Below are 25,577 nucleotides of genomic sequence, written 5' to 3' on the forward strand. Positions count from 1 at the left end.
AGTATGAGCAACACAATACTTGAAGACTATTCATTGGACGAGGGAATGGAGCTCCTTCGCGATGATATTGATTCTATTGTGATGGTTGATGTCACAAGTAAGAAATATAAAGCTTTAAAGCGCGGCGGTATTTTTGGGAATTATATCGCTGAACAGGGAGATTATGAAGAGCTTATCCAAAAGCTCTGGTTCAGGATCAGTGATTCAAACGAAGAGATAACTGACGAGTACAAAGCATTTACCTCTTATTATGGTAATTTTGAAGGAAAGTACAGTAGAAGATTTAAGATATTTGTGGGTGAAAATGATACACCGCATTTCATTCAGATGACTGTATATCCTATTAAGGGAATCGGGAAGTATATTCTGGTTATGAATGAACTTGATGACGGAGAGAGCGTTGAAGAGTTTATGACCACCAGAAAGGTGAATACCATTCAGAATACTTATCTTTTTTCGATGTACGTGGATCTTATGGAAGATACCACTAGCAGCATTAGTGTTACAGAAATTTCTGATGATACTATCAACTCTACTATTAAGTATTCGGAATGGCGTCTTATGACCGTAAATATGATATGGTCAGAGGATAAAGCCCAGTTTTTAAAGATGACAGATCCTGAATATCTCAAGGAAAATCTGGCGCCCGGACGTACAACCTCTTTTGACTGTATGATGATGAATCTGGAAGGGAAATATATCTGGGTTAAGCTCATATTCAGCAGAACCAAGACAACTGTTGAGGATGACTTCAGATTTGTATTCATGGTACAGGATATCAATGATGATGCTGAAGACCTGATGGCTACCTTAAAGACATACGAGGAGCTTGCTGTTACTGATGCACTAACCGGAATATACAATTATGGCGGCATTAAGACAGAGATAGCCAATGCCCTGGAGGTTTTCAGAAAGGATGGGCAGCCGCTTTCGCTTGTTATGCTGGATCTTGACTTTTTTAAGAACGTAAATGATACCTACGGACATTCGGTTGGAGATATTACACTTAAGACATTTGCAAAAATACTGACTGAAGCTGTAGAAGGTAAGAAGGCATCTGTTGGCAGATGGGGCGGTGAGGAATTTGTTATCATATGCTCCGGTAAGGCTGAGGATGAGCTTTTGCCTTGCGCCGAGAGACTTCGCAAAATAGTAGAGAAAACAGAGTTTCCAGAGGTGGGACATATTACCTGTTCTATCGGAGTAACTCAGTTTAAGAAAGATGATAGCTTCGATGATGCATTCAGGCGTGTTGATAAGGCACTCTATACATCCAAAAAATCAGGCAGAAATCTGGTAACTGTGCTTTAAACAAATGCGCTTGCGTTAAGCTTTATAATACTTAAGTGCTTTAATTAGAAACAGTTTTCAGGTTGTATTGTTCAGAGGGGGGCATATGGCTGAGGTGTTATGTGTAAAGACAAATGATTTTGAAATGGATTACTGCAAGTTTGGCAGAGGAGACAGGATATTTGTGGTATTGCCGGGACTTAGCGTTCAGAGTGTTATGAGTTCTGCTAATGCTATAGAGGCAAGCTATGGAGAAATGAATGATGTCTATACGACATATGTCTTTGATAGAAGAAAAGAGATTCCTTCGGATTATTCCATTCAGGACATGGCCAAAGATACAGCAATCGCAATGAAGGAGCTGGGGCTTAAGGATACTTATATGTTTGGAGCATCCCAGGGTGGAATGATAGCTATGGTGATTGCTATGGAATATCCCGGACTTGTGAAAAAACTGGGACTTGGATCCACTTCATCACATATACAGCCGCAGCAGCAGGCGGTCATTGATAAATGGATAAGCCTTGCAGAAGCAAATGATCCCCGTGGGCTTTATCAGGAATTTGCGAAGAAAATATACCCGCCTGCAGTGTATGAGCAGCTAACGGAATATTTTAATGAAGTAAGTAAGACAGTAACAAAGGAAGAGCTACGCAAGTTTATAATACTTGCCCGCAGCATTAAGAACTTTAACGTAACAGATGGACTTAAGAAGATAGAGTGCCCGGTACTGGCTCTCGGAGTTTATGAGGATACGGTTCTTGATTCCGATGCTACTATGGAAATAGCTGAAAATCTGGAACATAGACCGGATTTTAAATTATATATGTATATTGGATACGGCCATGCTGCGTTTGATACTGCACCTGATTACAGGAAAAGACTTTTTGAATTCTTTGAGGATTAAAAAATAATTTTTACGCTTTTTGTCAGCAGAATTTAAGATTTCTTGCTTTTTTTTGCTCATCCATTTATTATGTCTTGATGTATGGCTTTATGATATGATGAGATGTATAACTTTATGACATGTTGATAGGAACAAATTGTCATAGCATATGATGGATGGTTGTGCTTATGGGGGATAGTATGACTAAAAATTTTGGTCAGGAACTTAAGATGACGCAGACGGGATTTCTTACGTCCAAGTCAGGAAAGACTTTTATAAGAATATACTTTTCAAGACGAAGAAATCTGCGGGAGGATGATACTGCAGAGGGAATTATTCCCGGCTATAAAATCCTGAAACATGATGGCTTTAGCGAGGAAGAGATCGCTGCGCTGGAATTCTATATAAAGCACAATCGTGAAGAAATAGTAAAAAGAGCACGAACGCTCAGTAATCCACTCAACTGGCTGTGAGTGAAATTACTTACGCAAAAACAGGTTCGTAATCCAAAAAGAAAGAAGAGGTTTTTTAAATGGCACTTATAAAGAAGCCTGTGACAGGCATGAAGGATATTCTCCCTGAGGAGATGAAGCTTAGAGATTATGTGATTGGTATTATTAAGGATACCTATGCAGGCTTTGGCTTTACATCAATTGACACTCCCTGTGTTGAGTCTCTTGCAAACCTTAACAGTAAGCAGGGCGGTGAAAATGAAAAGCTAATTTTCAAGATCATGAAAAGAGGAGAAAAGCTCAAGCTTGAAAGCGCAAAGGAAGAGAATGATCTCACTGATTCAGGACTTCGTTATGACTTGACAGTGCCTCTTGTAAGGTACTATTCCAATCATCAGAATGAGCTGCCTTCACCCTTTAAGGCACTTCAGATGGGCTATGTATGGAGAGCTGACAGACCTCAGAAGGGCAGATATCGTCAGTTTATGCAGTGCGATATCGATATTCTCGGTGAGCCTACAAATCTGGCTGAGATAGAGCTTATCCTTGCTACAACAACTACACTTGGAAGACTTGGTTTTAAGGGATTCCAGATCAGGATAAATGAGAGACGTATGCTTAAGGCTATGGCTGCCTATAGCGGATTTCCTGAGGAAAGCTATGATTCTGTTTTCATAACTCTCGATAAGATGGATAAAATTGGTCTTGAGGGAGTGGCAGAGGAGCTTGAAAAGGATGGCTTTGCAAAAGAAAATATAGATAAATATCTTGATCTTTTCAAAAATGTGGAAGGAAAAGGAGCCATCGAAGGAATCAGCTTCCTTGCAGAGACTTTGGGAGATTATCTTGACGCTGACGTAAAGGACAGCCTTCAGGAGATCATTGCAAGCGTAGATGCTACAAAGAGTGCGGAGTTTGAGCTTGTTTTCGATCCCACACTTGTTCGTGGAATGAGTTACTATACAGGAACTATTTTCGAGGTTGCCATGCCACAGTATGGCGGAAGCTGCGGTGGCGGCGGACGCTATGACAAGATGGTAGGCAAATTTACAGGCCAGGATACACCTGCCTGCGGATTCTCAATCGGATTTGAGCGCATCATCATGATAATGATGGATGAGGGCTTCAAGATTCCTGATGAAAAGGCAAAGGTAGCATTCCTTGTAGAGAAAGGCATTGGCGGCGAGCAACTCTCTGAGATTATCGCAGAGGCTCAGAAGGAGAGAGCAGAGGGCAGACAGGTTCTGGTTGTTCATATGAATAAAAACAAAAAATTCCAGAAGGAACAGCTCACAGCTCAGGGCTATGATGAGTTCAAGGATTTCTACAAAACAGAACTTAAGCACTGATAGAGGTATAAAACCCGCTTCATTAGCTGAGAATAAAAGACACAGGCCTTCCCATAGCGGAAGGCTTTGAGTTTCATTGAGCAGAGAACTTGGCGAGTGATAATAAACAGGTAGTAAAATGAGTAATATAAATAAGAAATACGAAATAGATATGACTAAGGGGGCTCTTCTTCCGAAGATTCTCCTTTTTTCCGTTCCGCTGATAATTTCCAGTGTGCTGCAGCTTCTTTTTAATGCAGCAGACATAGTAGTTGTTGGCCAGTTTTCGGGAGACCAGACTCTGGGTGCTAACTGCGTTGCGGCTATTGGATCAACAGGATCAGTCATCAATATGCTCCTTAGTGTATTCATGGGCCTGTCTGTAGGTGTCAATGTTCTTGCTGCCAGATATTTTGCCTCCAAACAACAAAAAGAGATGGACGAGACAGTTCATACCACTGTGGCTCTTGCACTAATAGGAGGTGTGATAATAGCCGTAATTGGTGTCGTGGCAGCAAGACCTATTCTTGAACTCATGGGATCACCTGAGGAAGTTATAGATTTATCCACTACATATATGCGAATATATTTTATCGGGATGCCGGTAACAATGCTTTACAATTTCGGGGCGGCCATCCTTCGTGCAGCAGGCGATACAAGAAGACCTCTGTATTACCTCATGAATGCAGGAGTTATTAATGTTGTTCTTAATCTGATCTTTGTTGTGGGACTGAATATGAATGTTGCCGGAGTAGCTCTTGCAACCATTCTGGCGCAGACTGTGTCAGCACTTTTTATAGTAAAGGCTCTTGTAAAAACTGAAGAGATCTATAAGCTTGACCTGAGCAGAATCCGGGTTAATGGCGATAAGGCTGTGAGGATCATACGTGTGGGACTTCCTGCAGGACTTCAGGGAACAATATTTTCATTTTCCAATGTTCTTATTCAGTCTTCAATCAACGAATTCGGCTCGGTTGCCATGGCAGGAAGTGCCGCAGGAGCTAACCTGGAGGGATTTGTATATATGGCTATGAACTCGATTTATCAGGCGTGCGTCTCATTTACAAGTCAGAATGTGGGTGCCAACAAGCCTGACAGGATCGGAAAGGTTCTGAGAACCTGCCTTGCAATTGTGGTTATTGTAGGTGTTTTGATGGGTAATTTATTCTATCTGTTTGGAGACAGACTTGTTGCCATATATACCAAAGAACCTGCGACAATTCAGTATGGAGTGCAGCGTATGGCTGTTATCTGTACCTTGTATTTCCTTTGCGGATGTATGGATGTTATCTGCGGAAGCCTTCGAGGAATGGGCTATTCCACTGTACCAATGATTGTGTCCATTGTAGGCGCATGTGGCCTCAGAATAGTTTGGATATTAACGGTTTTCAGAGTATATCATAACCTTACCGTTTTGTACGTTTCATACCCTGTGACCTGGTTTATAACGGCATCAGCACATCTTATCAGCTATTTTATAATCAAGAAAAAAGTAATCTCTAAGATGGGAGAAGGAAAGGTAGTAACAGCATAAATGTCAAAATATAAAGCAGTCATTTTTGATCTCGACGGAACACTTCTATATACACTTGAGGATCTGAAAAACAGTGCCAATTATGCACTTTCAAAGCATGGAATTGATACCTGCAGTCTTCATGAGATTCAGTACAGAGTCGGGAATGGCGTACAAAAGTTAATGGAAAGATGCATACCGGGAGGACTTGACAATCCTGAGTTCGAGACGATTTTTAGTGACTTTAAGCAGCATTATAAGCTGCATTGCAACGATAACAGCGGACCATATGATGGGATTCCCGAGGTTTTGCAAAAACTTAAGGAACATGGATATAAGCTTGCCATTGTTTCAAATAAATTCATGGATGCCACAAAAGAGCTTGCAGAGCTGTATTTTAAGGACACTATAGATGTGGCAATCGGTGAGACAAAGGACATAAAAAAGAAGCCTGCACCGGATACTGTAATAGAGGCCATGAGGATACTCGGGGTTGTTGCTGATGAGTGTATATATGTCGGAGATTCCGATGTGGATATAAACACTGCAAAAAATTCAGGGATGCCCTGTATAAGCGTTGCGTGGGGCTTTAGGACGAGGCAGGAGCAGATTGAGGCAGGCGGAACAATTTTTGCCGAGAAACCTTCCGATATTTTTGATATAGTAGATAACAAAGATTAAAATGTTTTTTACAGGAGGTTACTGATTTGCAACAGAATATAATACAGACGATCATATTGATTCTTCTTGTATTTTTGTCTGCTTTTTTTTCTTCTGCGGAGACTGCCATGAGCTGTGTCAGCAGAGTCAGGATCAAAGCACTTGTTGGCGAGAATAACAAGCGCGCCATAAGGGTTCAGAAGATTCTTGACGATTACCAGAAAATGCTTTCTGCTGTTTTGATTGGCAACAACATAGTCAATCTGTCAGCTTCAGCGCTTGCTACGATATATGTCCAAAGGATTTGGGGAGACTGGGCTATAAGCCTGGGAACCGGTGTCCTTACAATAGTGGTGCTTATCATAGGTGAGATAATTCCCAAGACTATTGCTACAACTTATGCAGAGAACATGGCACTTTTTTACTCCGGCATAATCCTTTTGATAATGAGAATACTCACGCCCGTGATCTGGATAGTTAATGCAATTGCTGATATTGTGCTTGGGATTTTAAGAGTAGATAAGAACAATCATCAGCTTATGACTGAAAACGAGCTTAAGACATATGTTGATGTAAGCCACGAGGACGGTGTCATTGAGAGCGGTGAAAAGGAAATGATCTACAACGTGTTTGAGTTTTCGGACGCTGTTGCTAAAGATGTAATGATTCCCAGGATAGATATGAGCTGTGTCAGCTCAGACGCGGAATATCACGAGGTGATGCGTGTTTTTAAGCAGGAGATGTATACAAGAATCCCTGTTTATGAGGATAATCAGGACAACATAATTGGTCTTATAAATATCAAGGACATGGTACTTGTATCAGATAAGGACAATTTCAAGATAAGCGATTACCTTCGTGAAGCATATTATACCTACGAATATAAAAAGACCGCGGATCTTCTTATGGAGATGAGAAAAAATGCTCAAAATGTTGCTTTTGTGCTTAGTGAATACGGCGCAACGGTCGGAATGATAACTCTTGAAGATCTTCTTGAAGAGATTGTAGGTGAAATACGAGATGAGTATGACTCTGACGAGGAAGAGCAGATAAGAGAGCTTGGCGATGGAAGATTCCTGGTGGAAGGAAATATGAAACTGGACGATGTCAACGATGCTCTTGGAACAGCTTTTGAATCAGATGATTATGATTCCATAGGCGGACTTATGATCGAGAGTCTGGACAGACTTCCCAGAGGAGGAGAGACGACAAGGCTTCCTAATGGAGTTGAGCTTACTGCAAGCGCCATAAAGAGAAACAGAATTACAGATGTTCTTGTTTATATTCCGGAAGGGGCTTTTGAAGAGAAGGAAAGTGTTGCAGAGATGGAACAGTCACTTGAAGAAGTAGCAAAATAATTAGTTAAATACTAAAAAGTTGCTTTTCGCAGTGCGGAAATTATGATATACTACTGAATTGTGGAAAACTGTTGTTTTTCAGTATTATTCCTGAATGAAAAGGAGACGTATTATGAAGCATGTAAAGACACTTGCAACAAGAAATCTTAAGGAGTCTATGAAGAAGGGTGGCTGCGGCGAATGCCAGACATCTTGCCAGTCTGCCTGCAAGACTTCCTGCACAGTTGGTAACCAGAGCTGCGAGCAGGTTGCTAAGTAATAATTGTTTAACTAAATAGTTTTTTAAAACCAGGCAGCGGCCATGCCGCTGCTTGATTTATGAAAACTATACCGGCAAAGGGCTTGGGAAGCTTTTTGCTAATTTTAATTAGAAAAGGTAGTGAGAATTTTATATGGTACATGCATACAAGAACAACGGATATGATATTGTTCTGGATGTAAACAGTGGTTCTGTTCACGTTGTGGATGACATTGTTTTTGATCTCATCCACCCCGTGGAAGAGAATCTGATCAAGCGCTTTGGTTCTGCAGATATTACTGCAAAGGGCGCAGAGGCTGTAAGTGATGAGGCACTTTTAGAAGAACTTGTTTCTGAAATGGCTGGTCAGTTTTCACAGTACAGCACAGAGGATATAAGTGATGCTATATCCGATATACTTGAGCTTCGCAGAGGCGAAGTTTTGTATACGGATGATGTATATGAGAATTATGTTGAGGAATTTAAGGAGAGAGATACCGTAATCAAGGCTCTCTGTCTTAATATAGCTCATGATTGTAATCTCAGATGTAAATACTGTTTTGCTGATGAGGGCGAATACCACGGAAGAAAAGCACTTATGACCGAAGAGGTAGGTAAGGCAGCACTTGACTTCCTTATTAAGCACTCAGGCAGCAGAAGAAACCTTGAGGTTGATTTCTTTGGTGGTGAGCCGCTTCTAAACTGGGATGTGGTTAAGAAAATAGTTGAATACGGCAGAAGCCTTGAAAAAGAGCATGATAAGAATTTCCGTTTCACACTTACAACAAACGGAACTCTTCTGACAGATGAGATACTTGAATTTGCCAATAAGGAGATGGGCAACATCGTTCTTTCAATTGACGGACGTAAGGAAGTCAATGATAAGATGCGCCCGATGCGTGGCGGACAGGGTACTTACGACAATATAGTTCCCAAGTTTAAGAAGGTGGCAGAGAGCAGACATCAGCTCAGATATTTCGTCAGAGGAACCTTTACGCACAATAATCTGGATTTCTGTGAGGATGTTAAGCATCTTGCAGACCTGGGCTTCAAACAGATTTCGGTTGAACCTGTTGTAGCTAAGCCGGAAGATTGGTATGCTATCAAGGAAGAAGATATTCCGTATCTTTGCGAGCAGTATGATGAACTTGCCAAGTTCTATCTTCAGAGACAGAAGGAAGGAAAGGGCTTTAATTTCTTCCACTTCAACATCGACCTTGAAGGTGGTCCATGTGTTGCCAAGAGACTTTCAGGATGCGGTTCGGGATGTGAATACCTGGGTGTTACACCCTGGGGAGATCTTTATCCCTGCCATCAGTTTGTTGGTAATGAAGATTTTATTATGGGTAATGTTTTTGAAGGAATCACACGACCTGATATTCAAAAACAGTTTAAAGAGAGCAATGTGTACTCCAGACCAGAGTGTCAGAAGTGCTTTGCAAGATATTATTGCAGCGGTGGTTGTGCTGCAAACGCCTATAATTTCAATGGCGATATAAATACAACCTATCATACGGGATGTGAGCTTCAGAGAAAGCGTGTTGAGTGCGCAATCATGATTAAAGCGGCACAGGCCGAATGAGTATAACGGAGGGTGAAAAAATGAAAAGAGTAAAATCAGTAATCGCTTTACTTGTAGCAATTTTGCTACTCGGCGGTCTTGGTTACACATCAGTGTACGGCCTTGGAAGCGATAAGTCAGGATCACTTAAGAGTATCAATCTCGGACTTGATCTTGCAGGTGGTGTTAGTATCACCTATGAAGTACTTGGTGATGGAACACCCAGTGCTGAAGATATGTCTGATACAATCTATAAGCTCCAGCAGCGTGTAGATCAGTACAGCACAGAGTCACAGGTTTATCAGGAAGGTTCAAATCGTATCAACATCGAGATTCCCGGTGTTACAGATGCCAATAAGATCCTTGAGGAACTTGGTCAGCCCGGTAATCTCTACTTCATAGCTCAGACTGACAGCGAAGGTAATGAGAATTACACTTACAACTCAGGCTTTACACAGGATGAGGAAGGCAACTTCGTTCTTTCAGAGGATGGTCAGATCGGATATTCACTCAACAAGACCATCGAGGAACTTGAAGCAGACGGTTCAATCGTCCTTAAGGGTGAGGATGTGGCTAATGCTGAGGCAGGTTATCAGAACTCAGGCACAGCCAACACTCAGGAAGTAGTAGTATCACTTGAGTTTACCGAGAACGGTAAGAAGGCATTTGCAGAGGCTACAAAGAAGGCATTTGCAAACGGTGAGTCAATTGGCATCTATTATGATGGTGAGTTTATCTCAGTTCCCAATGTACAGGCTGAGATTACGGACGGACGTGCGATCATCACCGGTGAAAAGACTTTCGAGGATGCATCCAATCTTGCATCAATGATCCGTATCGGTGGACTTAAGCTTCAGCTTAACGAGCTTCGTTCAAACGTTGTAGGAGCACAGCTTGGTTCTGATGCTATCCACACAAGTATGATTGCAGCAATTGCAGGTTTCATTGCAATTATCCTGTTTATGATCATCTTCTATAAGCTGCTTGGTTTTGCAGCAAGTATCGCACTTGCATTTTATTGCGGACTGGAAGTTTTACTTCTTTCAGCATTTGAGATCACACTTACTCTTCCCGGTATCGCAGGTATCATCCTTTCAGTAGGTATGGCAGTTGATGCCAACGTGCTTGTATTTGCACGTATAAGAGAAGAGATAGCAGGTGGTAAGGATGTTAAAGCAGCTATCAAGGCAGGTTACGGAAAAGCTCTTTCAGCTATCCTTGATGGTAATATAACAACTCTTATTGCAGCAGCAATCCTTGGCCTTCGCGGAACAGGTACTGTTAAGGGATTTGCTTCAACACTTGCACTTGGTATTGTAGTATCAATGTTTACAGCTCTCTTTGTTACAAGAGCTATTTCAAATATCTTCTATGGTCTTGGATTTGAAGACAAGAAGTGGTATGGAAAAGCTAAAGAACTTAAAATATTTGACTTCACTACTAAGAGAAAGATGTTCTATGGCATTTCTGTAGCAATCATCATTATCGGCTTTGTGGTAATGGGAGTTAACGGCGGCAGAGGAGAAGGCGCATTTAACTACAGCCTTGACTTCGTAGGTGGTACATCCACAAGCGTAACCTTCAATGAGCAGTGGACAACTGAGAAGCTTGACAGCGAGATAGTTCCCAAGATCAAGAGTCTTACAGGAGTTGATTCTGTTCAGATTCAGACAGTTGCTGGTTCTAACCAGGTTATCTTCAAGACAGTTACTCTTACAGTTGACCAGCGAGAAGCTGTAGATAATATGTTCAAGACAGATTATTCAGTACCTGCTGAGAACATAGCAGCTGAGAGTATCAGTTCTACAATCAGTAACGAGATGCGTGCAGATGCTACATCAGCTATGATAATTGCACTTATTCTTATGCTTGCTTATATCTGGATCAGATTCAGAGATATTAAGTTCGGTGCTGCAGCTATTATCGCACTTGCACATGACGCTCTTATCGTTATTACATGTTATGCACTTACAAGAATTCAGGTTGGCGGTACATTTATCGCAGCAATTCTTACAATTATCGGTTATTCAATAAACGATACCATCGTTACATTCGACCGTATCCGTGAGAATCATGTATTCCTGAATCGTCAGGATCAGCTTGAAGAGCTTGTTAACAAGTCAGTAAGCCAGACAATTACACGAAGCATGTTTACATCAATAACAACCTTCATCATGGTTCTTGCATTGTTCATATTTGGTGTGCCGGATATCCGTTTCTTTGCACTTCCTCTTATGGTCGGCGTAGTAGCAGGTACATATTCATCAATATTTATCGCTTCACCGATATGGCTTGATCTAAAAAAGAAATTTACAAAATAAATACTGAGGGGCTGCCGCTATTGCGGCAGCCTATATTTTTTTTATCTTAGAGGTACTAAATGGCAAAGTGGATAGAAATCAGAAAAGGGGCAGACTTTAATAAAATTGCCAAAGAGCACGGAATATCCCCTATAGTGGCTAGAATATTGAGGAACAGAGATGTTTACAGGGATGAAGATATAGAGATGTATATAAGAGCTGATGAAAAGTATCTTCATGATCCTCATCTGCTGAAGGATATAGATCTTGCCGCAGATATAATGAGGAAAAGCATTGAGGCCGGTGATGCCATAAGGATTATTGGCGACTATGATGTGGATGGCGTATGTTCTTCATACATTCTGTTATCAGGAATCAAGCTATGTGGTGGTGATGTGGATGTGGTTTTGCCCCATAGAATTAATGACGGATATGGTCTTAGTATCAATCTTGTGAATAAGGCTCATGAGGACGGCAAGAAAACAATAATTACATGCGATAACGGGATCGCTGCCATAGACCAGATCGCACATGCAAAAGAGCTTGGAATGACAGTTGTTGTCACAGACCATCACGAAGTGAGCTATGCCGGTGACAACAAGGATGAGATGCTGCTTCCGCCTGCTGATGCAGTGGTGGACCCCAAGCGAAGAGATGATGAATATCCATATAAAGAGATATGCGGCGCAATGGTTGCATATAAGTTTATTCAGGTGCTGACTGAGAAAATGGGAATAAAAGCAGATGATAAGCTTAGAAAGTTCTTTGATGAGATGGCAATATTTGCAGGCTGGGCAACCGTTTGCGATGTCATGCCTCTTAAGGATGAGAACAGAGTGATTGTCAAAAAATCCTTCAACTGCATTTCCGGAACGGAAAATCTGGGCTTGCAGGCACTTCTGCGGGTTAATGAAATAGATCCTTTCAGTGTGACCTGTTATATTTATGGATTCGTGATCGGCCCCTGTCTTAATGCGACGGGAAGGCTTGATTCAGCCATGAGAGGCTTGGAACTTCTCACGGAGAAAAATGCCAATGCTGCTGCGGAGCTTGCTCTAGAGCTGAAAGAGCTTAATGACAGCAGAAAGGACATGACTCAGCAGGGCAAGGACGAAGCCATGGAAATTCTTGAAAACTATGGCGATAAGCTTCCGGATGTTCTGGTGATTTATATGCCAAAACTTCATGAATCACTTGCCGGTATCATAGCCGGTAAAGTAAGAGAGGAAGTTAATCATCCTGTGTTCGTACTTACGGATGCCGGAGAAGGTCTTGTAAAGGGATCCGGCAGATCAATAGAGGCTTATCACATGTTTGACTCACTTAGTCAATGCAGAAGCCTTCTGACTAAATATGGCGGACATAAAATGGCTGCAGGATTTTCACTTCCTAAGGACAATCTTGAGGCATTTAATGATATGCTTAATAAGAATAGTGAACTTACAGAAGATGACTTTGAGGAGATAGTTCGCCTTGATATGGAACTACCTCTTAAATTCATTTCCATGGGACTTCTTAAGGAGATAGAGTCTCTTGCACCCTTTGGTCAGGGCAATCCTGAACCGGTTTTTGCAGCCAGAGAGGTTGAGCTTGTAAAAGGCCGCATTATGGGTAAGAATGCAAATGTAGCAAAGATAGTTGTGAAAAATCCGGAAGGCCGTTGCTTTGATATGATGGTATTTGGAAGCATATTTGACAGATGGAATGAATTTCTTGATGATAATTTTGGTATGCAGAACAGAGAAAAACTATATAACGGAGGTTTTCATGATAAAATGATTATTAAGATTGCTTATCAACCTAAGATAAATGAATTCCGAGGGGAAGAGAGCATTCAGATCATTTTGAAAGATTTTATCCCATAAACCACAAAACACACGCCTTTGGGGAGCGTGTGTCTGCGGTTTCTTATGAGGGGGAGATAGTTAGTTCATCAACTATCTTGAATATAATATACATTTAAAATGTGAACTGTTTGTGTTCAAAAACTTAAGAAAAACAGTAGATTTATTTAGGAAATTCTTAAGAAATTTATAAAAAGGGGAAAGAATAGCTATGAAATTAGAGAATCTTCTTAAAAAACTTGATTATGAAGCAACTGTAGGAAATACATCCAATCAGGCGGATGTGTCCGCTGTTGAGATTTCTGAGGTGGTAAAGGACAATAGAAAGGTCACTGAAGGATGCCTTTTTATATGTATTGAAGGGATGAACTTCGACGGTCATTCTGCAGCAAAAGAGGTAGCTTCCAAAGGGGCTGCTGCCATAGTTGTGGAAAAGGATGTTGAGCTTCCGGAAGGATCACAGACTGTAGTAGTCAAAGTTAAGAGTACCAGATATGCTATGGCATTTATATCTGCAGAATGGTTCGGAAATCCCGCTGATAGTCTTAAAACTGTGGGAATTACAGGGACCAAGGGCAAGACCACTACAACATATCTCATAAGAAATATGCTTGAGGATGCAGGACATAAGTGCGGACTTATTGGTACCATAGAAGTTATCATAGGTGATGAGCATATACATGCTGAAAATACCACACCTGAATCCTACGAGCTTCAGGAATATATGAGAAAAATGGTAGATGCAGGATGTGACACAGTTGTCATGGAGGTGTCTTCTCAGGCATTGATGCTTCACAGAAGTCAGGGATTTATTTATGACATTGGCGTCTTTACCAATATTGAGCCTGACCACATAGGGCCTGGTGAGCATAAGGATTTTGATGATTATATGCATTGCAAGGGACTTCTTTTCAGACAGTGTAAAACAGGAATTGCCAATGCTGACGATCCTCGAATGGAAGAGGTTACTAAAGGGCATACCTGTGAGCTTACAACCTACGGATTTTCAGAAGATGCTGACCTTCGTGCCATCAATCTGGCTTACCTGCATAAACCCGGTGAACTTGGGGTAATGTTTGATACTGTAGGTACTATAGAAATGCATGCGCAGGTTCCTACGCCCGGAAGATTCAGTGTTTATAATGCACTTTGTGCTATTGATGTGGCAAAGCATCTTGGATGCTCTGAGGATGTAATAGCAGCGGCCCTCAAGAAAGCACATGTGAAGGGAAGAATTGAGATGGTCAAAGTATCTGATGAGTTCACACTTATGATAGATTATGCTCACAATGCTATGGCACTAAAGAGTCTTTTAAGCACACTAAGAGACTATCATCCTACCAGACTTATCAGTGTATTTGGCTGCGGCGGAAACCGCTCAAAGCTTAGAAGATTCGAGATGGGTGAAGTCAGTGGAAAGCTTGCGGATTTTACTATCATCACATCGGATAATCCGAGGTTTGAAGAGCCTATGGATATCATGAACGATATCGAGACAGGCATGAAAAAGACTGATGGCGAGTACATTAAGATAGAGGACAGAAAGGAAGCCATCCGTTATGCGATAGAGCATGGTGAACAGGGTGATATTATTGTTCTTGCAGGAAAAGGACATGAGGACTATCAGGAAATTAAGGGCGTTAAGTATCCTATGGATGAGAGAGTTCTTATAAAAGAGATTTTAGAGGAGATACAGAAAAAGGCTTGATGGAAACAGGGAGCTTATCTTTTGCAAACATAATAATCGATATCTCCCACGAGAAAGTGGACAGACCTTTTCAGTATATTATTCCTGAGAGGCTTAAGGACAGAATCCGTGTCGGAAGCAGCGTGAGTATACCTTTTGGAAAAGGAAATACCAGAAGGCTGGGCTACGTTATAGGAATAACTGACAAACCGGATTTTGATCCCGAAAAGACCAAGGAAATACTGGATATTGCTGAAGGTGAGATGTCTGCAGATGGAATAATGGTCCAGCTTGCTGCCTGGATGCACAAGACCTACGGATCGACCATGATAAACGCGCTTCGTACAGTGATTCCGGTGAGAAAAAAAGCGAAGACTCTTGTGCACAGATATATCAGACTTGGGATATCTTCTGAAGATGCCGAAAAACTATATGAGACTTTTATGAAAAAGCATCAGGTGGCAAGGGGAAGGCTTCTTGAAGCTCTTCTTGAGGATCCATCAGAGCGCATACCATATGAACTGGTCACAGGTAAGCTAAACGTATCGTCTGCTGTGATCAGAGCCCTTTCCGAAAAGGAAATAATCGTAGTTGACAGCGAGGAATACTATAGGAATCCCGTTGGTAATGTAAATATAGGAAAAAAGGATATAACCCTGAGCATGGAGCAGCAGAGCATCGTAAATGAAGTGATCTCTGATTATGATGCCGGAAAACGTGGGACATATCTTATACATGGTATTACGGGAAGCGGAAAAACCGAAGTGTATATAGAAATGATAGATGCGGTTATTTCCAGAGGAAAACAGGCTATAGTTCTTATTCCTGAGATAGCCCTTACCTATCAGACACTGATGAGATTCTACAGGCACTTTGGAGAGAGAGTTTCAGTTATGAACTCCACTCTTTCGCCTGGAGAAAAATACGACCAGGCACAGCGTGCAAGAGATGGCGACATAGATATTATAATCGGGCCAAGATCCGCGCTGTTTACTCCATTTCCAAATGTGGGACTTATTATAATTGATGAGGAGCATGAGAGCTCTTATAAAAGTGAAACTATGCCAAAGTATCACGCAAGGGAAACTGCAATCAGGCTGGCAAAGCTTGTCCCCGGCGGTGCCAGCGTGGTGCTTGGCTCTGCGACGCCTTCCCTGGAAGCTTATTACAGGGCAAAGAAGGGGGAATATAAGCTCTTTGAGCTGAACAGGAGACTGACTGGCGGCACGCTTCCGGAAGTTGAGATCGCTGACCTCAGGGAAGAGCTTAGAAGCGGAAACAGATCTATTTTCAGCAGAAGTCTTCAGGAAAAGATGCAGGAGGCGCTTGATACAGGGCATCAGACCATGCTTTTTATAAACAGAAGAGGTCTGGCAGGCTTCGTGTCCTGCAGATCCTGCGGGTATGTGTTTAAGTGCCCGCACTGTGATGTATCGATGTCTGAGCACCGCGGAGGGATGCTGGTATGCCACTACTGCGGCTATACGAAGCCGGTAAGCAAAACTTGTCCTGAGTGCGGATCCAAATATGTATCTGCTTTCAGAGCAGGAACCCAGCAGATAGAAAAAGAAGTAAACAAGATTTTTCCCAAAGCGAGAGTTCTTAGGATGGATGCGGATACCACGAAGATCAAGGGAAGTTATGAAAAGATACTTTCTGCCTTTGCGTCTGAGGAGGCTGATGTACTTGTCGGAACACAGATGATTGTAAAAGGACACGATTTTCCCAATGTAACTGTGGTGGGAATATTGGCGGCCGACATGTCACTTAATGCAGGAGATTACAGGGCAGGGGAGAGGACCTTCCAGTTGCTGACCCAGGCTGCAGGCAGAGCCGGAAGAGGGACTCACCCCGGATATGTGGTGATACAGACCTATCAGCCTGACAATTATGCAATTCTTACTGCTCAAGCCCAGGATTATAAAGCTTTTTATGAGGAAGAGATATCTTACAGAAGCCTTTTAAGATATCCGCCTGCTGCTCATATGCTGGCGATTCAGCTGTGGGCTAAGGATGAAAGATTTGGAAAAGAAGGAGCAAACCGCCTTCGTGCCTATATCGACAGAATGCGAATTCAGGATGCGATAATAATAGGTCCTGCCATGGCGGCAATCAGCAGGATCAACGACATTTACCGCATGGTCATTTATGTAAAGCATGAGGATTTTGAAATGCTTACGAAAATAAAGGACTTTCTCGAAACAGTACTTGATGACTGGGAGAAACGGGGAATAATGAAACAGCTTCAGGTTCAGTTTGATTTTGACCCCATGAACTTCATGTAAACTATGGAATATTGAATTCCTGAGGAAATTCAATAATCTATATAATTTAATTTAACTGTGATATACTGAGGTGTAAATTTAAAAAATGTATTGGATTTGTGGATCGGTAAATGATTTGCATGTTCATGTGTTAGAAAGGCAGATATAAAATGGCACTTAGAGAAATAAGAGAATATGGTGACACCGTACTTGAGCGTCCCTGCAAGGAGGTTAAGGAAATAACTCCCAGGATTCGCGAGCTTATAGACGATATGTTTGAAACTATGTACGAGGCAAATGGTGTTGGTCTTGCAGCGCCGCAGGTTGGCGTTTTGAAGAGAATTGTTGTTATAGATTGCTCACCTGAATGTGATGATCCTCATCTTCTCATAAATCCTGTTATCATTGAGACATCAGGAGAGCAGACGGGATATGAGGGATGCCTTTCCATTCCCGGCAAATCCGGAGTGGTTACAAGACCTAATTATGTAAAGGTAAGAGCCCTTGATATTGACATGAAGCCCTTCGAGCTTGAAGGAACAGAGCTTCTTGCCAGAGCTATATGCCATGAATGTGACCATCTTGACGGACATATGTATGTTGAGAAGGTTGAGGGTGAGCTTGTAAACAACGAAGACTTACAGCAGCCTGAGGAATAAGAGTTTTAACTTGCAGGCGCTTTTTTAGAAAGTTTATGCAGGTACCATAATTATGAGGGGTACGGACTTGTCCGTTATATGAAAAGAATATGAGCAGAACAAAAGCCGGAACCGGTAAAGCGTGGATAATACCGGGAATACTATTACTTACATTGCTGATCATTTACATAGGTGGTGTTGTTTACTTCATGGGACACTTTCTTTTCAATGTGTATGTAAATGATATTCCCGCTTATAAGAAAACAGCAAAAGAAATAGAGAATGAAGTAACTGATGGATTAAAAAAATACTCTCTTACAGTAACGGGAAGAGGCGGTATCACAGAGACAATTTTGGCTGATGACATCAATCTTTCTCTGCGAATGGACGGGCAGTTTGACAGAGCACTTAAGGAACAGAATCCTTTGCTATGGCCTGCCTACTTATTCAAGGAGACTCATCTTACTACAGATAATATCGTAGTGTATTCCAGGGAAACTGTTGAAAGTAAAATAGACGCTCTTCAATTTTTCCTTGCGGAGAATATTATCGAGCCGGTTGATGCACATGTTTCGGAGGAATCGGGTGATGATGGCTTTTATGTCATTCCTGAGGATTATGGACAGTCTCCCATAAGAGAAATAGTAACAGACAAAATATGCTCCGCGATTGATGTTCTTGAGCCTGAGCTTACGCTTGATGACGAGTGCTACAAAGCTCCCGGAATATTAAGCGATAATGAGGAGCTTAATGCTCTTTGCAACAATCTTAATACCTACTGCAAAGCTAATATAACCTATGAGTTTGGGGCGGATACGGTTGTTGTTGACGGCACCAGGATAAAAGAATGGTGCAATATCCAGGGAACAGATGTAAGCCTGGATGAAGAAAAGGTCAAGGAATTTGTCAACAGTATTGCCAGAACATATGACACCTTTGGAAAAAACAGAACCATCATGTCTCACAGCGGACAGGAGGTTACAGTTACGGGTGGTGACTATGGCTGGTGGATGGACAGAAGTAAGGAAAAAGAGGAGCTTATTGCTGCAATTAAAAATGGTGAAAAAGGAACACGTACACCGGTGTATTTTGGCACTGCTGCAGAATACGGAGAGCGGGATTACGGCACCTCTTATGTTGAGATAGATCTGACAAATCAGCATTTGTGGGTATATAAGGATGGTCAGGTTGCTGTAGAATCTGACTTTGTTTCGGGCTGCGTAAATAAAAACAGAATAACTCCCACAGGTACTTATGGTATAACCTATAAGGAGAGAGATGCAACTCTTGTTGGAGAAAACTATTCTTCTCCTGTTAAATTCTGGATGCCATTTAATGGAAATGTGGGAATGCATGACGCAAGCTGGAGATCACAATTTGGTGGATATGATTATGTCCTTAATGGTTCTCATGGCTGTATCAATCTTCCAACTGATAAAGCTGAGCAGATTTATGATATCGTTGAAAAGGGAGAAGCTGTATTTGTATATGGTGGTCTGACGGCCCCTGTGCCCGTTGTTGAGCGCGAGGTGGTTGACCCTGCGACAGGAGAGGTGAAAATAGTTAAAAAGCCTGTGATAAATGGTAAGGTTCCGGGTGAGGACACAGAGGTTACAGCAGGACAGACACCTGCAGAGAACCAGACGTCTGCAGAAAATCAGGCACCTGCAGAGAACCAGGCGCCGGCCGAAGAAGCAGCACCGGTTGACAATGACACTGTTCCTACTGAGGAGAATGCTGCTGACAACAGCCAGCCTACTACTGAACAGGCACCTGAAGGGGAGGGGGATGCACCTATTGACGAGAGTGGAGCTTCACAGGAGGCTGTACCCGCAGAATAATTACTTAGGAAGGCAATTTTTTTAATGTCAAATAAAGAAGGATCCAATTTTAAGAAAATTTTTTGGATGTTTTTTTCAGTCCTTCTTGCTGTACTTACAGTATGGGCAATACTCAGAGAGAGCAGAACACTTTCACTGCCGAGGCTTTTTGAGGTGGTGGCACATGGAAACCTGCTATATCTCATTGTGTCAGTTATATGTGCCACATCTTATGTGGTCTTTGAGGCTGTAGCCATATGCTCTATCCTCAAAGGAATAAACTACAAAAGGACTCTTAGAGAAGGCCTTTTGTACAGCACATCGGATGTATATTTTTCAGCAATCACGCCATCTGCAACCGGAGGACAACCTGCAAGTGCATATTTTATGTACAAGGATGGCATCCCTGCAGGAGTTGTTTCGGCTACGCTGATATTGAATCTTATGATGTATACTGCAGCCATAGGATTTTTGGGAATAGTAGCTATAATACTTAATCCCGGATTTTTTAATGAATTTGGTGATATAGCAAGAACACTGATAATATTGGGCTTTGTGGTTCTTATCACACTTATTGCAGTGTTTTTCTCATTACTGAAAGACAATGACAAGGTTTTTGAACTTATACGCAAAATAGTCTGCTTTTTTCAGAAAAAAGATAAGGAAAGCACGGCTAAGGACAGACTGTCAAAGCTCGACAAGATGGAGCAGGATTACAGCGGCTGTGCCAAAATGTTTGCAGGAAGAAATGACATTCTTATAAAAGCCTTTATATGGAATGTTATTCAGAGAGCATCACAGATTGCGATTCCCATGTTTATGCATCTTTGTCTTGGCGGCAGAGCAAAGGACTCGGCTATGCTCTTTTCAAAGCAGTGTCTTATTACGATAGGTTATAATTTTGTCCCGATTCCCGGAGCAATGGGGATTGCGGATTTTATGATGATAGACGGTTTTTCTGATATTATGACGCATGAAGCGGCTCTCCAGCTGGATATGGTGAGCAGAGCAATATCATTTTACATATGCGTTACGATAAGCGGTCTGATAACACTTGGAGGATACTTATGGAAAAAGAGAAAAAAATGATAGGCGTTTACGACTATACAATTATTCTCACTTATTTATCGACAATATCCGGAGCTCTGGGAATAATCATTACCATGACGGGAATCGGACATCCTTATGGAGGAACTCTTTTTCTGATGGTTTCCGGGCTTTTTGATGCCTTCGATGGAAGAGTTGCAAGGACAAAGAAAAACAGAACGGACTTTGAAAAGAACTTTGGAATTCAGATTGATTCATTATCTGACCTGATATGCTTTGGAGTGCTTCCTGTTTCTATAGGTGTAGCGCAGCTTAGAATAAACGGTGCCTTTAGGGATGTGATAAAAGGCAGCATGAATACAGCTAAGACATGGCTTGTTATTTTATTGTTATCCATTGCAGCTTTTTATATTCTCTCTGCTCTTGTGAGACTGGCATATTTTAATGCCACAGTTGCTGAGAGAGAACAGCAGAAGAAGGAATGTGGAAGAGAGTATTACACAGGACTTCCTGTTACTGCTGCTGCGCTGATTTTCCCGCTTACACTGATAATCCATTATTTTACCAGTGCGGATCTTACCTTCTTTTATTTTTGGATGCTTTTGTTTGTGGGGATACTCTTTATCGGCAATTTTAAGATCCCCAAGCCGGGTCTTAAGCTGATATTACTTGGAACACTTATCGGAGTTGCTGAATTTGCGGCAACAGTTTTCATCTTAGTGACTAACCTATGAATACACTTGAATTATTATATAAGACAAAAATCGGAAGAATTATACTTAAGCCTTTGACCTTAAAACCACTGTCTGACCTGATGGGGGCGTTTATGGACTCAAGGGCTTCAATGCTTTTTATAGAGCCCTTTGCGAGGAAAAACGGCATCAAAAAGGATGATTATATTCTTGATGATATTCATTCTTTTAACGACTTTTTCTGCAGGAAGATAAAGAAGGGGCTTCGAACACTTAGTCCTGAAGAGGACGCTGTTATCGCGCCCTGTGACGGATACCTGAAGGTGGCGAGGATTACAAACGGAACCGTTCTTAACGTAAAGCAGAGCAGATTTTCAATAAAGAGCCTTCTTAGAGATAAAAAACTTGCAGAGAGCCTTGAGGGCGGATACTGCTTTGTATACAGGCTTTGCGTAGAGCACTACCACAGATATATATTTTTTGCTGATGGTTTCAAGCATCCGGACCGCAGAATCAATGGATTCTATCACACCGTGAGACCGGTTGCTCTGGAGGAAGTGCCTGTTTTTACTGAAAACAGCAGAGAATATTCGGTGATTGACAGCGATGACCTTGGAAGATGCGTGCAGATGGAAGTAGGCGCTATGCTGGTTGGCCGCATTGCGAATGAGAAGCATGGTGCAGGAAGAGTCTGCAAAGGTACAGAAAAGGGACATTTTGAATTTGGCGGATCAACCATAATCGTACTTGTTCCAAAGGGAAAGATGTGCCCAAGGCAGGATATCCTTGAAGCTTCCAAAAGGGGAGAGGAGATATCGTTGAAAATGGGTGAAACCGTTGGAAAGCTGCAAAAGTTTTAGTATTCGTGATAAAATTAACATATATATGTTTTAAGGAGATAATGGACCATAATGAAGATTGTTTATATGGGTACACCGGATTTTTCGGTACCACCGCTTGAAAAAATGATAGAGGCAGGGCATGAGATAGTAGCAGTTGTCACGCAGCCCGATAAGCCAAAGGGCAGAAGCGACCAGCCGATGCCTTCACCAGTAAAGGAGTGCGCACTTAAGCATGACCTGAAAATACTTCAGCCCGGGAAAATAAGAGAGGCTGAGGTAGTGGAAGAACTTAAGAAGCTTGATGCAGATATTTTCGTGGTGGCTGCATTTGGACAGATATTATCTCAGGAAGTCCTTGATATTCCGAGATTTGGATGCGTTAATATCCATGCATCTCTCCTTCCGAAGTACAGAGGAGCTGCTCCTATCCAGATGTGCATACTAAATGGCGACAAGACCACAGGTGTTACGATCATGCAGATGAATGCCGGTATGGATACCGGTGATATCCTCATCACAAAGGAGATTCCCATAGAGGAGGATGACACGGCAGGTACACTTTTTGATAAACTGATGTATCTTGGAGCTGACCTTATCGTAGAGGCTCTTCCTAAGATTGAAAAGGGAGAACTTACGCCTACCCCTCAAAATGATTCGGAAGCTACAAAATGTGGCAAGATCAGTAAAGAGATGGGATGCATCAATTGGAGCGATTCTGCAGAAAAGATATCATATCTTGTAAGAGGCATGAATCCCTGGCCCAGTGCTTATACAAATTTAAACGGAAAGATGCTCAAAGTGTGGAAGGCAAAAGCTTTTTCAAAAGAAGAGTTTTCAAAACTTGATGGCGCAAAGCAGTGCAGCGGCAATGAAAAGCCCGGTACGGTATGCCTTGTAACAAAGAAAGATTTTTATGTATCAACAGGTGAGGGTGTCCTTCAGATCCTCGAATTGCAGCTTGCCGGCAAAAAGCGTATGGACGCTGCAGCTTTCCTTCTTGGATATACCTTAAATGCAGGTGATACATTGTCTTAATATGGGAGAATAATTTATGTATACTCACGGATATTATGGATATGGGCTTGATCCCACTTATATATTGGTTTTAATTGGAGCGGTACTTTGCATGCTTGCAAGTGCCAAGGTAAAAACCACCTACAGCAAATATGCCAGAGTAAGAAGCATGTCAGGTATGACAGGTGCACAGGTTGCGATGGAGATACTTAGAAGGAACGGAATACACGACGTTGCTGTCGTTCATGTTCCGGGTGAACTTTCAGATCACTTTGATCCAAGGAATAACACCGTCAATCTCTCAGACAGTACATACGGTTCTACCAGTGTAGCTGCCATAGGAGTGGCTGCTCATGAGTGCGGACATGTAGTGCAGCATCACACAGGATATGTGCCTATCAAAATCAGATCGGCTCTTGTACCTGCTGCAAATATCGGATCAAAGATAGGTCTTCCCATCATTATTCTTGGAATTATCATAGGACTTACGCCCCTTGCCAAAATCGGTATCTGGGTATTTTCAATTGCTGTTGCTTTTCAGCTGGTGACACTTCCTGTTGAGTTTGACGCTTCACACAGAGCACTTGTAATGCTCAGTGAATACGGAATCCTTGCCCAGGACGAGGTTGACCAGTCCAGAAAGGTACTTAATGCCGCAGCCCTTACCTATGTGGCAGCTGCCGCATCATCTATTTTGCAGCTTCTCCGTCTTGTTCTCATAGTAAATGGCGGAAGACGCGATAGGAGGTAAAATGGCCGGGAAAATCAATGAAAGGCGCATAGCTTATGATATCCTCTCGGAGATGGGAAAAAGCGAATCCTACAAAAAGTCTGTGATAAAGCTTGCTCTTGATAAGTATGATTATCTTGAGGCAAAGCAGAAATCTTTCATAAAATACCTGGCCGGAGGAGTTATTGAGAGACAGATAACTCTGGACTATATTATTGGATGCTTTTCCAAAACGCCTATTAAAAAGATGGCAAAGCCTATTCTGTATATTCTCAGAATGGGTGTATATCAGATTATGTATATGGATGCGGTTCCGGATTCCGCAGCCGTGAATGAGTCTGTAAAACTGACTCAGCAGCTTCATTTTATGGGGCTAAAAGGCTTTGTAAACGGCGTTCTGAGGAATGTTTCACGAAAAAAGGACAAAATACAGTGGCCGGATCCTGGAGAATCAGTTGAATCAAGAATAAGCTATCTGTCTGTGAAATATTCGCAGCCTGAATGGATAGCTTCAATGTTTTTATCAGAGTTTGGTTTTAAGAAAACTACTGAGATTTTTTCGTTTTTCCTGAAAACACGACCCATAACAGTAAGATTTAGCAGCAGGTTCAGCAGCGAAGAGCTCCGCAGCATTCTTGCGAAAATGAAAAAGGCAAATAACGGCAACATCGAGATGCGTCCCAGCACACTTCTGCATTATGCCATGGACCTAAGCCATACGGATAATATCAGATATCTTCCCGGATTTGAGGAAGGCGCCTTCATGGTACAGGATATCAGCTCGATGCTTGTAACTGAGATTGCGGATCTTAAAAAGGGAGAGACGGTTATTGATGTATGTGCAGCACCAGGCGGAAAAAGTCTCCACGCTGCTGATGTTCTGGGTGGTACAGGAAAAGTCATATCGAGGGACATATCTGAAAATAAATGCATTTTAATACGTGATAACGTAAAAAGAATGGGATACACAAATGTCACTGTTGAGGAGCATGATGCTTCAAAGCATGATGAGACTCTTGAAAATATGGCTGATGTGTTATACTGTGACCTTCCCTGCTCAGGCCTTGGAGTAATAGGCAGAAAGCCGGATATCAAGATGAATACCGATTTGCGCTCGGTTATGAATCTTCAGCAGACACAGAGAAAAATCCTCAATAATGTCTGGAATTATGTAAAACCCGGCGGAATACTTATTTACAGTACCTGCACCCTCACAACTATGGAGAATGAGGATAATTACAAATGGATACTGGAGAACCTTCCGTTTACCGCTGTTGATATAAGCGACAGACTTCCCGGCAAAATGAAGGAGACGGAGACTGCCAAAAAAGGATACATCCGGATTATTCCGGGAGAATTCGGCACGGATGGATTTTTCATAGCAAAGTTTAAGCGCAATGAATGATTTTTGAG

At 41.9% G+C, this 25,577-nt stretch carries 21 protein-coding genes; all 21 read left to right on the forward strand.

What is annotated here, in order from left to right; all coding sequences use genetic code 11:
- The first annotated feature begins 3 nt into the window (after nucleotides 1-3).
- The gene (locus ACHCNF_RS15160) at nucleotides 4-1,311 is read left to right on the forward strand and encodes a GGDEF domain-containing protein (RefSeq protein WP_408070579.1); all 1,308 of its coding nucleotides are present in this window, start codon (nucleotides 4-6) and stop codon (nucleotides 1,309-1,311) included.
- An 85-nt stretch (nucleotides 1,312-1,396) separates the two neighbouring features.
- Complete coding sequence (locus tag ACHCNF_RS15165) at nucleotides 1,397-2,197, forward strand: alpha/beta fold hydrolase (RefSeq protein WP_408070580.1); 801 nt, start codon at nucleotides 1,397-1,399, stop codon at nucleotides 2,195-2,197.
- Between the two features lie 179 nt (nucleotides 2,198-2,376).
- Nucleotides 2,377-2,649 carry a hypothetical protein gene (locus ACHCNF_RS15170; protein ID WP_408070581.1) on the forward strand — a complete coding sequence of 91 codons (273 nt, stop codon included), beginning with the start codon at nucleotides 2,377-2,379 and terminating at the stop codon, nucleotides 2,647-2,649.
- 59 nt (nucleotides 2,650-2,708) lie between these two features.
- Nucleotides 2,709-3,977: a histidine--tRNA ligase gene (gene hisS / locus ACHCNF_RS15175; RefSeq protein WP_408070582.1), complete on the forward strand. Its 1,269-nt coding sequence runs from the start codon at nucleotides 2,709-2,711 to the stop codon at nucleotides 3,975-3,977.
- A 127-nt stretch (nucleotides 3,978-4,104) separates the two neighbouring features.
- Complete coding sequence (locus ACHCNF_RS15180; RefSeq protein WP_408072250.1) at nucleotides 4,105-5,490, forward strand: MATE family efflux transporter; 1,386 nt, start codon at nucleotides 4,105-4,107, stop codon at nucleotides 5,488-5,490.
- The gene (locus ACHCNF_RS15185; RefSeq protein WP_408070583.1) at nucleotides 5,491-6,150 is read left to right on the forward strand and encodes an HAD family hydrolase; all 660 of its coding nucleotides are present in this window, start codon (nucleotides 5,491-5,493) and stop codon (nucleotides 6,148-6,150) included.
- Nucleotides 6,151-6,176: 26 nt separating this feature from the next.
- On the forward strand, nucleotides 6,177-7,487 hold the full coding sequence (locus ACHCNF_RS15190; RefSeq protein WP_408070584.1) for an HlyC/CorC family transporter: 1,311 nt from the start codon (nucleotides 6,177-6,179) through the stop codon (nucleotides 7,485-7,487).
- Nucleotides 7,488-7,599: 112 nt separating this feature from the next.
- Nucleotides 7,600-7,746: a six-cysteine ranthipeptide SCIFF gene (gene scfA / locus ACHCNF_RS15195; protein WP_044913305.1), complete on the forward strand. Its 147-nt coding sequence runs from the start codon at nucleotides 7,600-7,602 to the stop codon at nucleotides 7,744-7,746.
- Nucleotides 7,747-7,879: 133 nt separating this feature from the next.
- Nucleotides 7,880-9,307, forward strand: coding sequence for a thioether cross-link-forming SCIFF peptide maturase (scfB, locus tag ACHCNF_RS15200; protein ID WP_408070585.1), 1,428 nt, complete (start codon nucleotides 7,880-7,882; stop codon nucleotides 9,305-9,307).
- A 20-nt stretch (nucleotides 9,308-9,327) separates the two neighbouring features.
- Nucleotides 9,328-11,607: a protein translocase subunit SecD gene (gene secD, locus ACHCNF_RS15205; protein ID WP_408070586.1), complete on the forward strand. Its 2,280-nt coding sequence runs from the start codon at nucleotides 9,328-9,330 to the stop codon at nucleotides 11,605-11,607.
- Nucleotides 11,608-11,666: 59 nt separating this feature from the next.
- The gene (recJ, locus tag ACHCNF_RS15210) at nucleotides 11,667-13,451 is read left to right on the forward strand and encodes a single-stranded-DNA-specific exonuclease RecJ (RefSeq protein WP_408070587.1); all 1,785 of its coding nucleotides are present in this window, start codon (nucleotides 11,667-11,669) and stop codon (nucleotides 13,449-13,451) included.
- A gap of 190 nt (nucleotides 13,452-13,641) precedes the next feature.
- On the forward strand, nucleotides 13,642-15,138 hold the full coding sequence (locus ACHCNF_RS15215) for a UDP-N-acetylmuramoyl-L-alanyl-D-glutamate--2,6-diaminopimelate ligase (RefSeq protein ID WP_408070588.1): 1,497 nt from the start codon (nucleotides 13,642-13,644) through the stop codon (nucleotides 15,136-15,138).
- On the forward strand, nucleotides 15,138-17,402 hold the full coding sequence (priA, locus tag ACHCNF_RS15220; RefSeq protein WP_408072251.1) for a replication restart helicase PriA: 2,265 nt from the start codon (nucleotides 15,138-15,140) through the stop codon (nucleotides 17,400-17,402). Before ACHCNF_RS15215 ends, priA begins: the two co-directional genes overlap by 1 nt.
- A gap of 149 nt (nucleotides 17,403-17,551) precedes the next feature.
- Nucleotides 17,552-18,040, forward strand: coding sequence for a peptide deformylase (def, locus tag ACHCNF_RS15225; protein WP_408070589.1), 489 nt, complete (start codon nucleotides 17,552-17,554; stop codon nucleotides 18,038-18,040).
- A gap of 89 nt (nucleotides 18,041-18,129) precedes the next feature.
- On the forward strand, nucleotides 18,130-19,860 hold the full coding sequence (locus tag ACHCNF_RS15230) for a L,D-transpeptidase family protein (protein WP_408070590.1): 1,731 nt from the start codon (nucleotides 18,130-18,132) through the stop codon (nucleotides 19,858-19,860).
- Nucleotides 19,861-19,884: 24 nt separating this feature from the next.
- Entirely contained in the window at nucleotides 19,885-20,928 is a 1,044-nt protein-coding gene (locus tag ACHCNF_RS15235; RefSeq protein ID WP_408070591.1) for a lysylphosphatidylglycerol synthase transmembrane domain-containing protein, read from the forward strand.
- Nucleotides 20,907-21,620, forward strand: coding sequence for a CDP-alcohol phosphatidyltransferase family protein (locus ACHCNF_RS15240; protein WP_408070592.1), 714 nt, complete (start codon nucleotides 20,907-20,909; stop codon nucleotides 21,618-21,620). Before ACHCNF_RS15235 ends, ACHCNF_RS15240 begins: the two co-directional genes overlap by 22 nt.
- Entirely contained in the window at nucleotides 21,617-22,438 is an 822-nt protein-coding gene (locus ACHCNF_RS15245; RefSeq protein WP_408070593.1) for a phosphatidylserine decarboxylase, read from the forward strand. Before ACHCNF_RS15240 ends, ACHCNF_RS15245 begins: the two co-directional genes overlap by 4 nt.
- A 51-nt stretch (nucleotides 22,439-22,489) precedes the next feature.
- Nucleotides 22,490-23,455 carry a methionyl-tRNA formyltransferase gene (gene fmt, locus ACHCNF_RS15250; RefSeq protein ID WP_408070594.1) on the forward strand — a complete coding sequence of 322 codons (966 nt, stop codon included), beginning with the start codon at nucleotides 22,490-22,492 and terminating at the stop codon, nucleotides 23,453-23,455.
- A 16-nt stretch (nucleotides 23,456-23,471) separates the two neighbouring features.
- Nucleotides 23,472-24,185, forward strand: a complete 714-nt coding sequence (locus ACHCNF_RS15255; protein ID WP_408070595.1) for a zinc metallopeptidase — start codon at nucleotides 23,472-23,474, stop codon at nucleotides 24,183-24,185.
- A gap of 1 nt (nucleotide 24,186) precedes the next feature.
- Complete coding sequence (gene rsmB / locus ACHCNF_RS15260) at nucleotides 24,187-25,569, forward strand: 16S rRNA (cytosine(967)-C(5))-methyltransferase RsmB (RefSeq protein ID WP_408070596.1); 1,383 nt, start codon at nucleotides 24,187-24,189, stop codon at nucleotides 25,567-25,569.
- Nucleotides 25,570-25,577: the final 8 nt, after the last annotated feature.

Origin of the sequence: Butyrivibrio sp. NATIVEDY162 (assembly GCF_045999815.1) — a bacterium.
Taxonomy (GTDB): Bacteria; Bacillota; Clostridia; order Lachnospirales; family Lachnospiraceae; genus Butyrivibrio.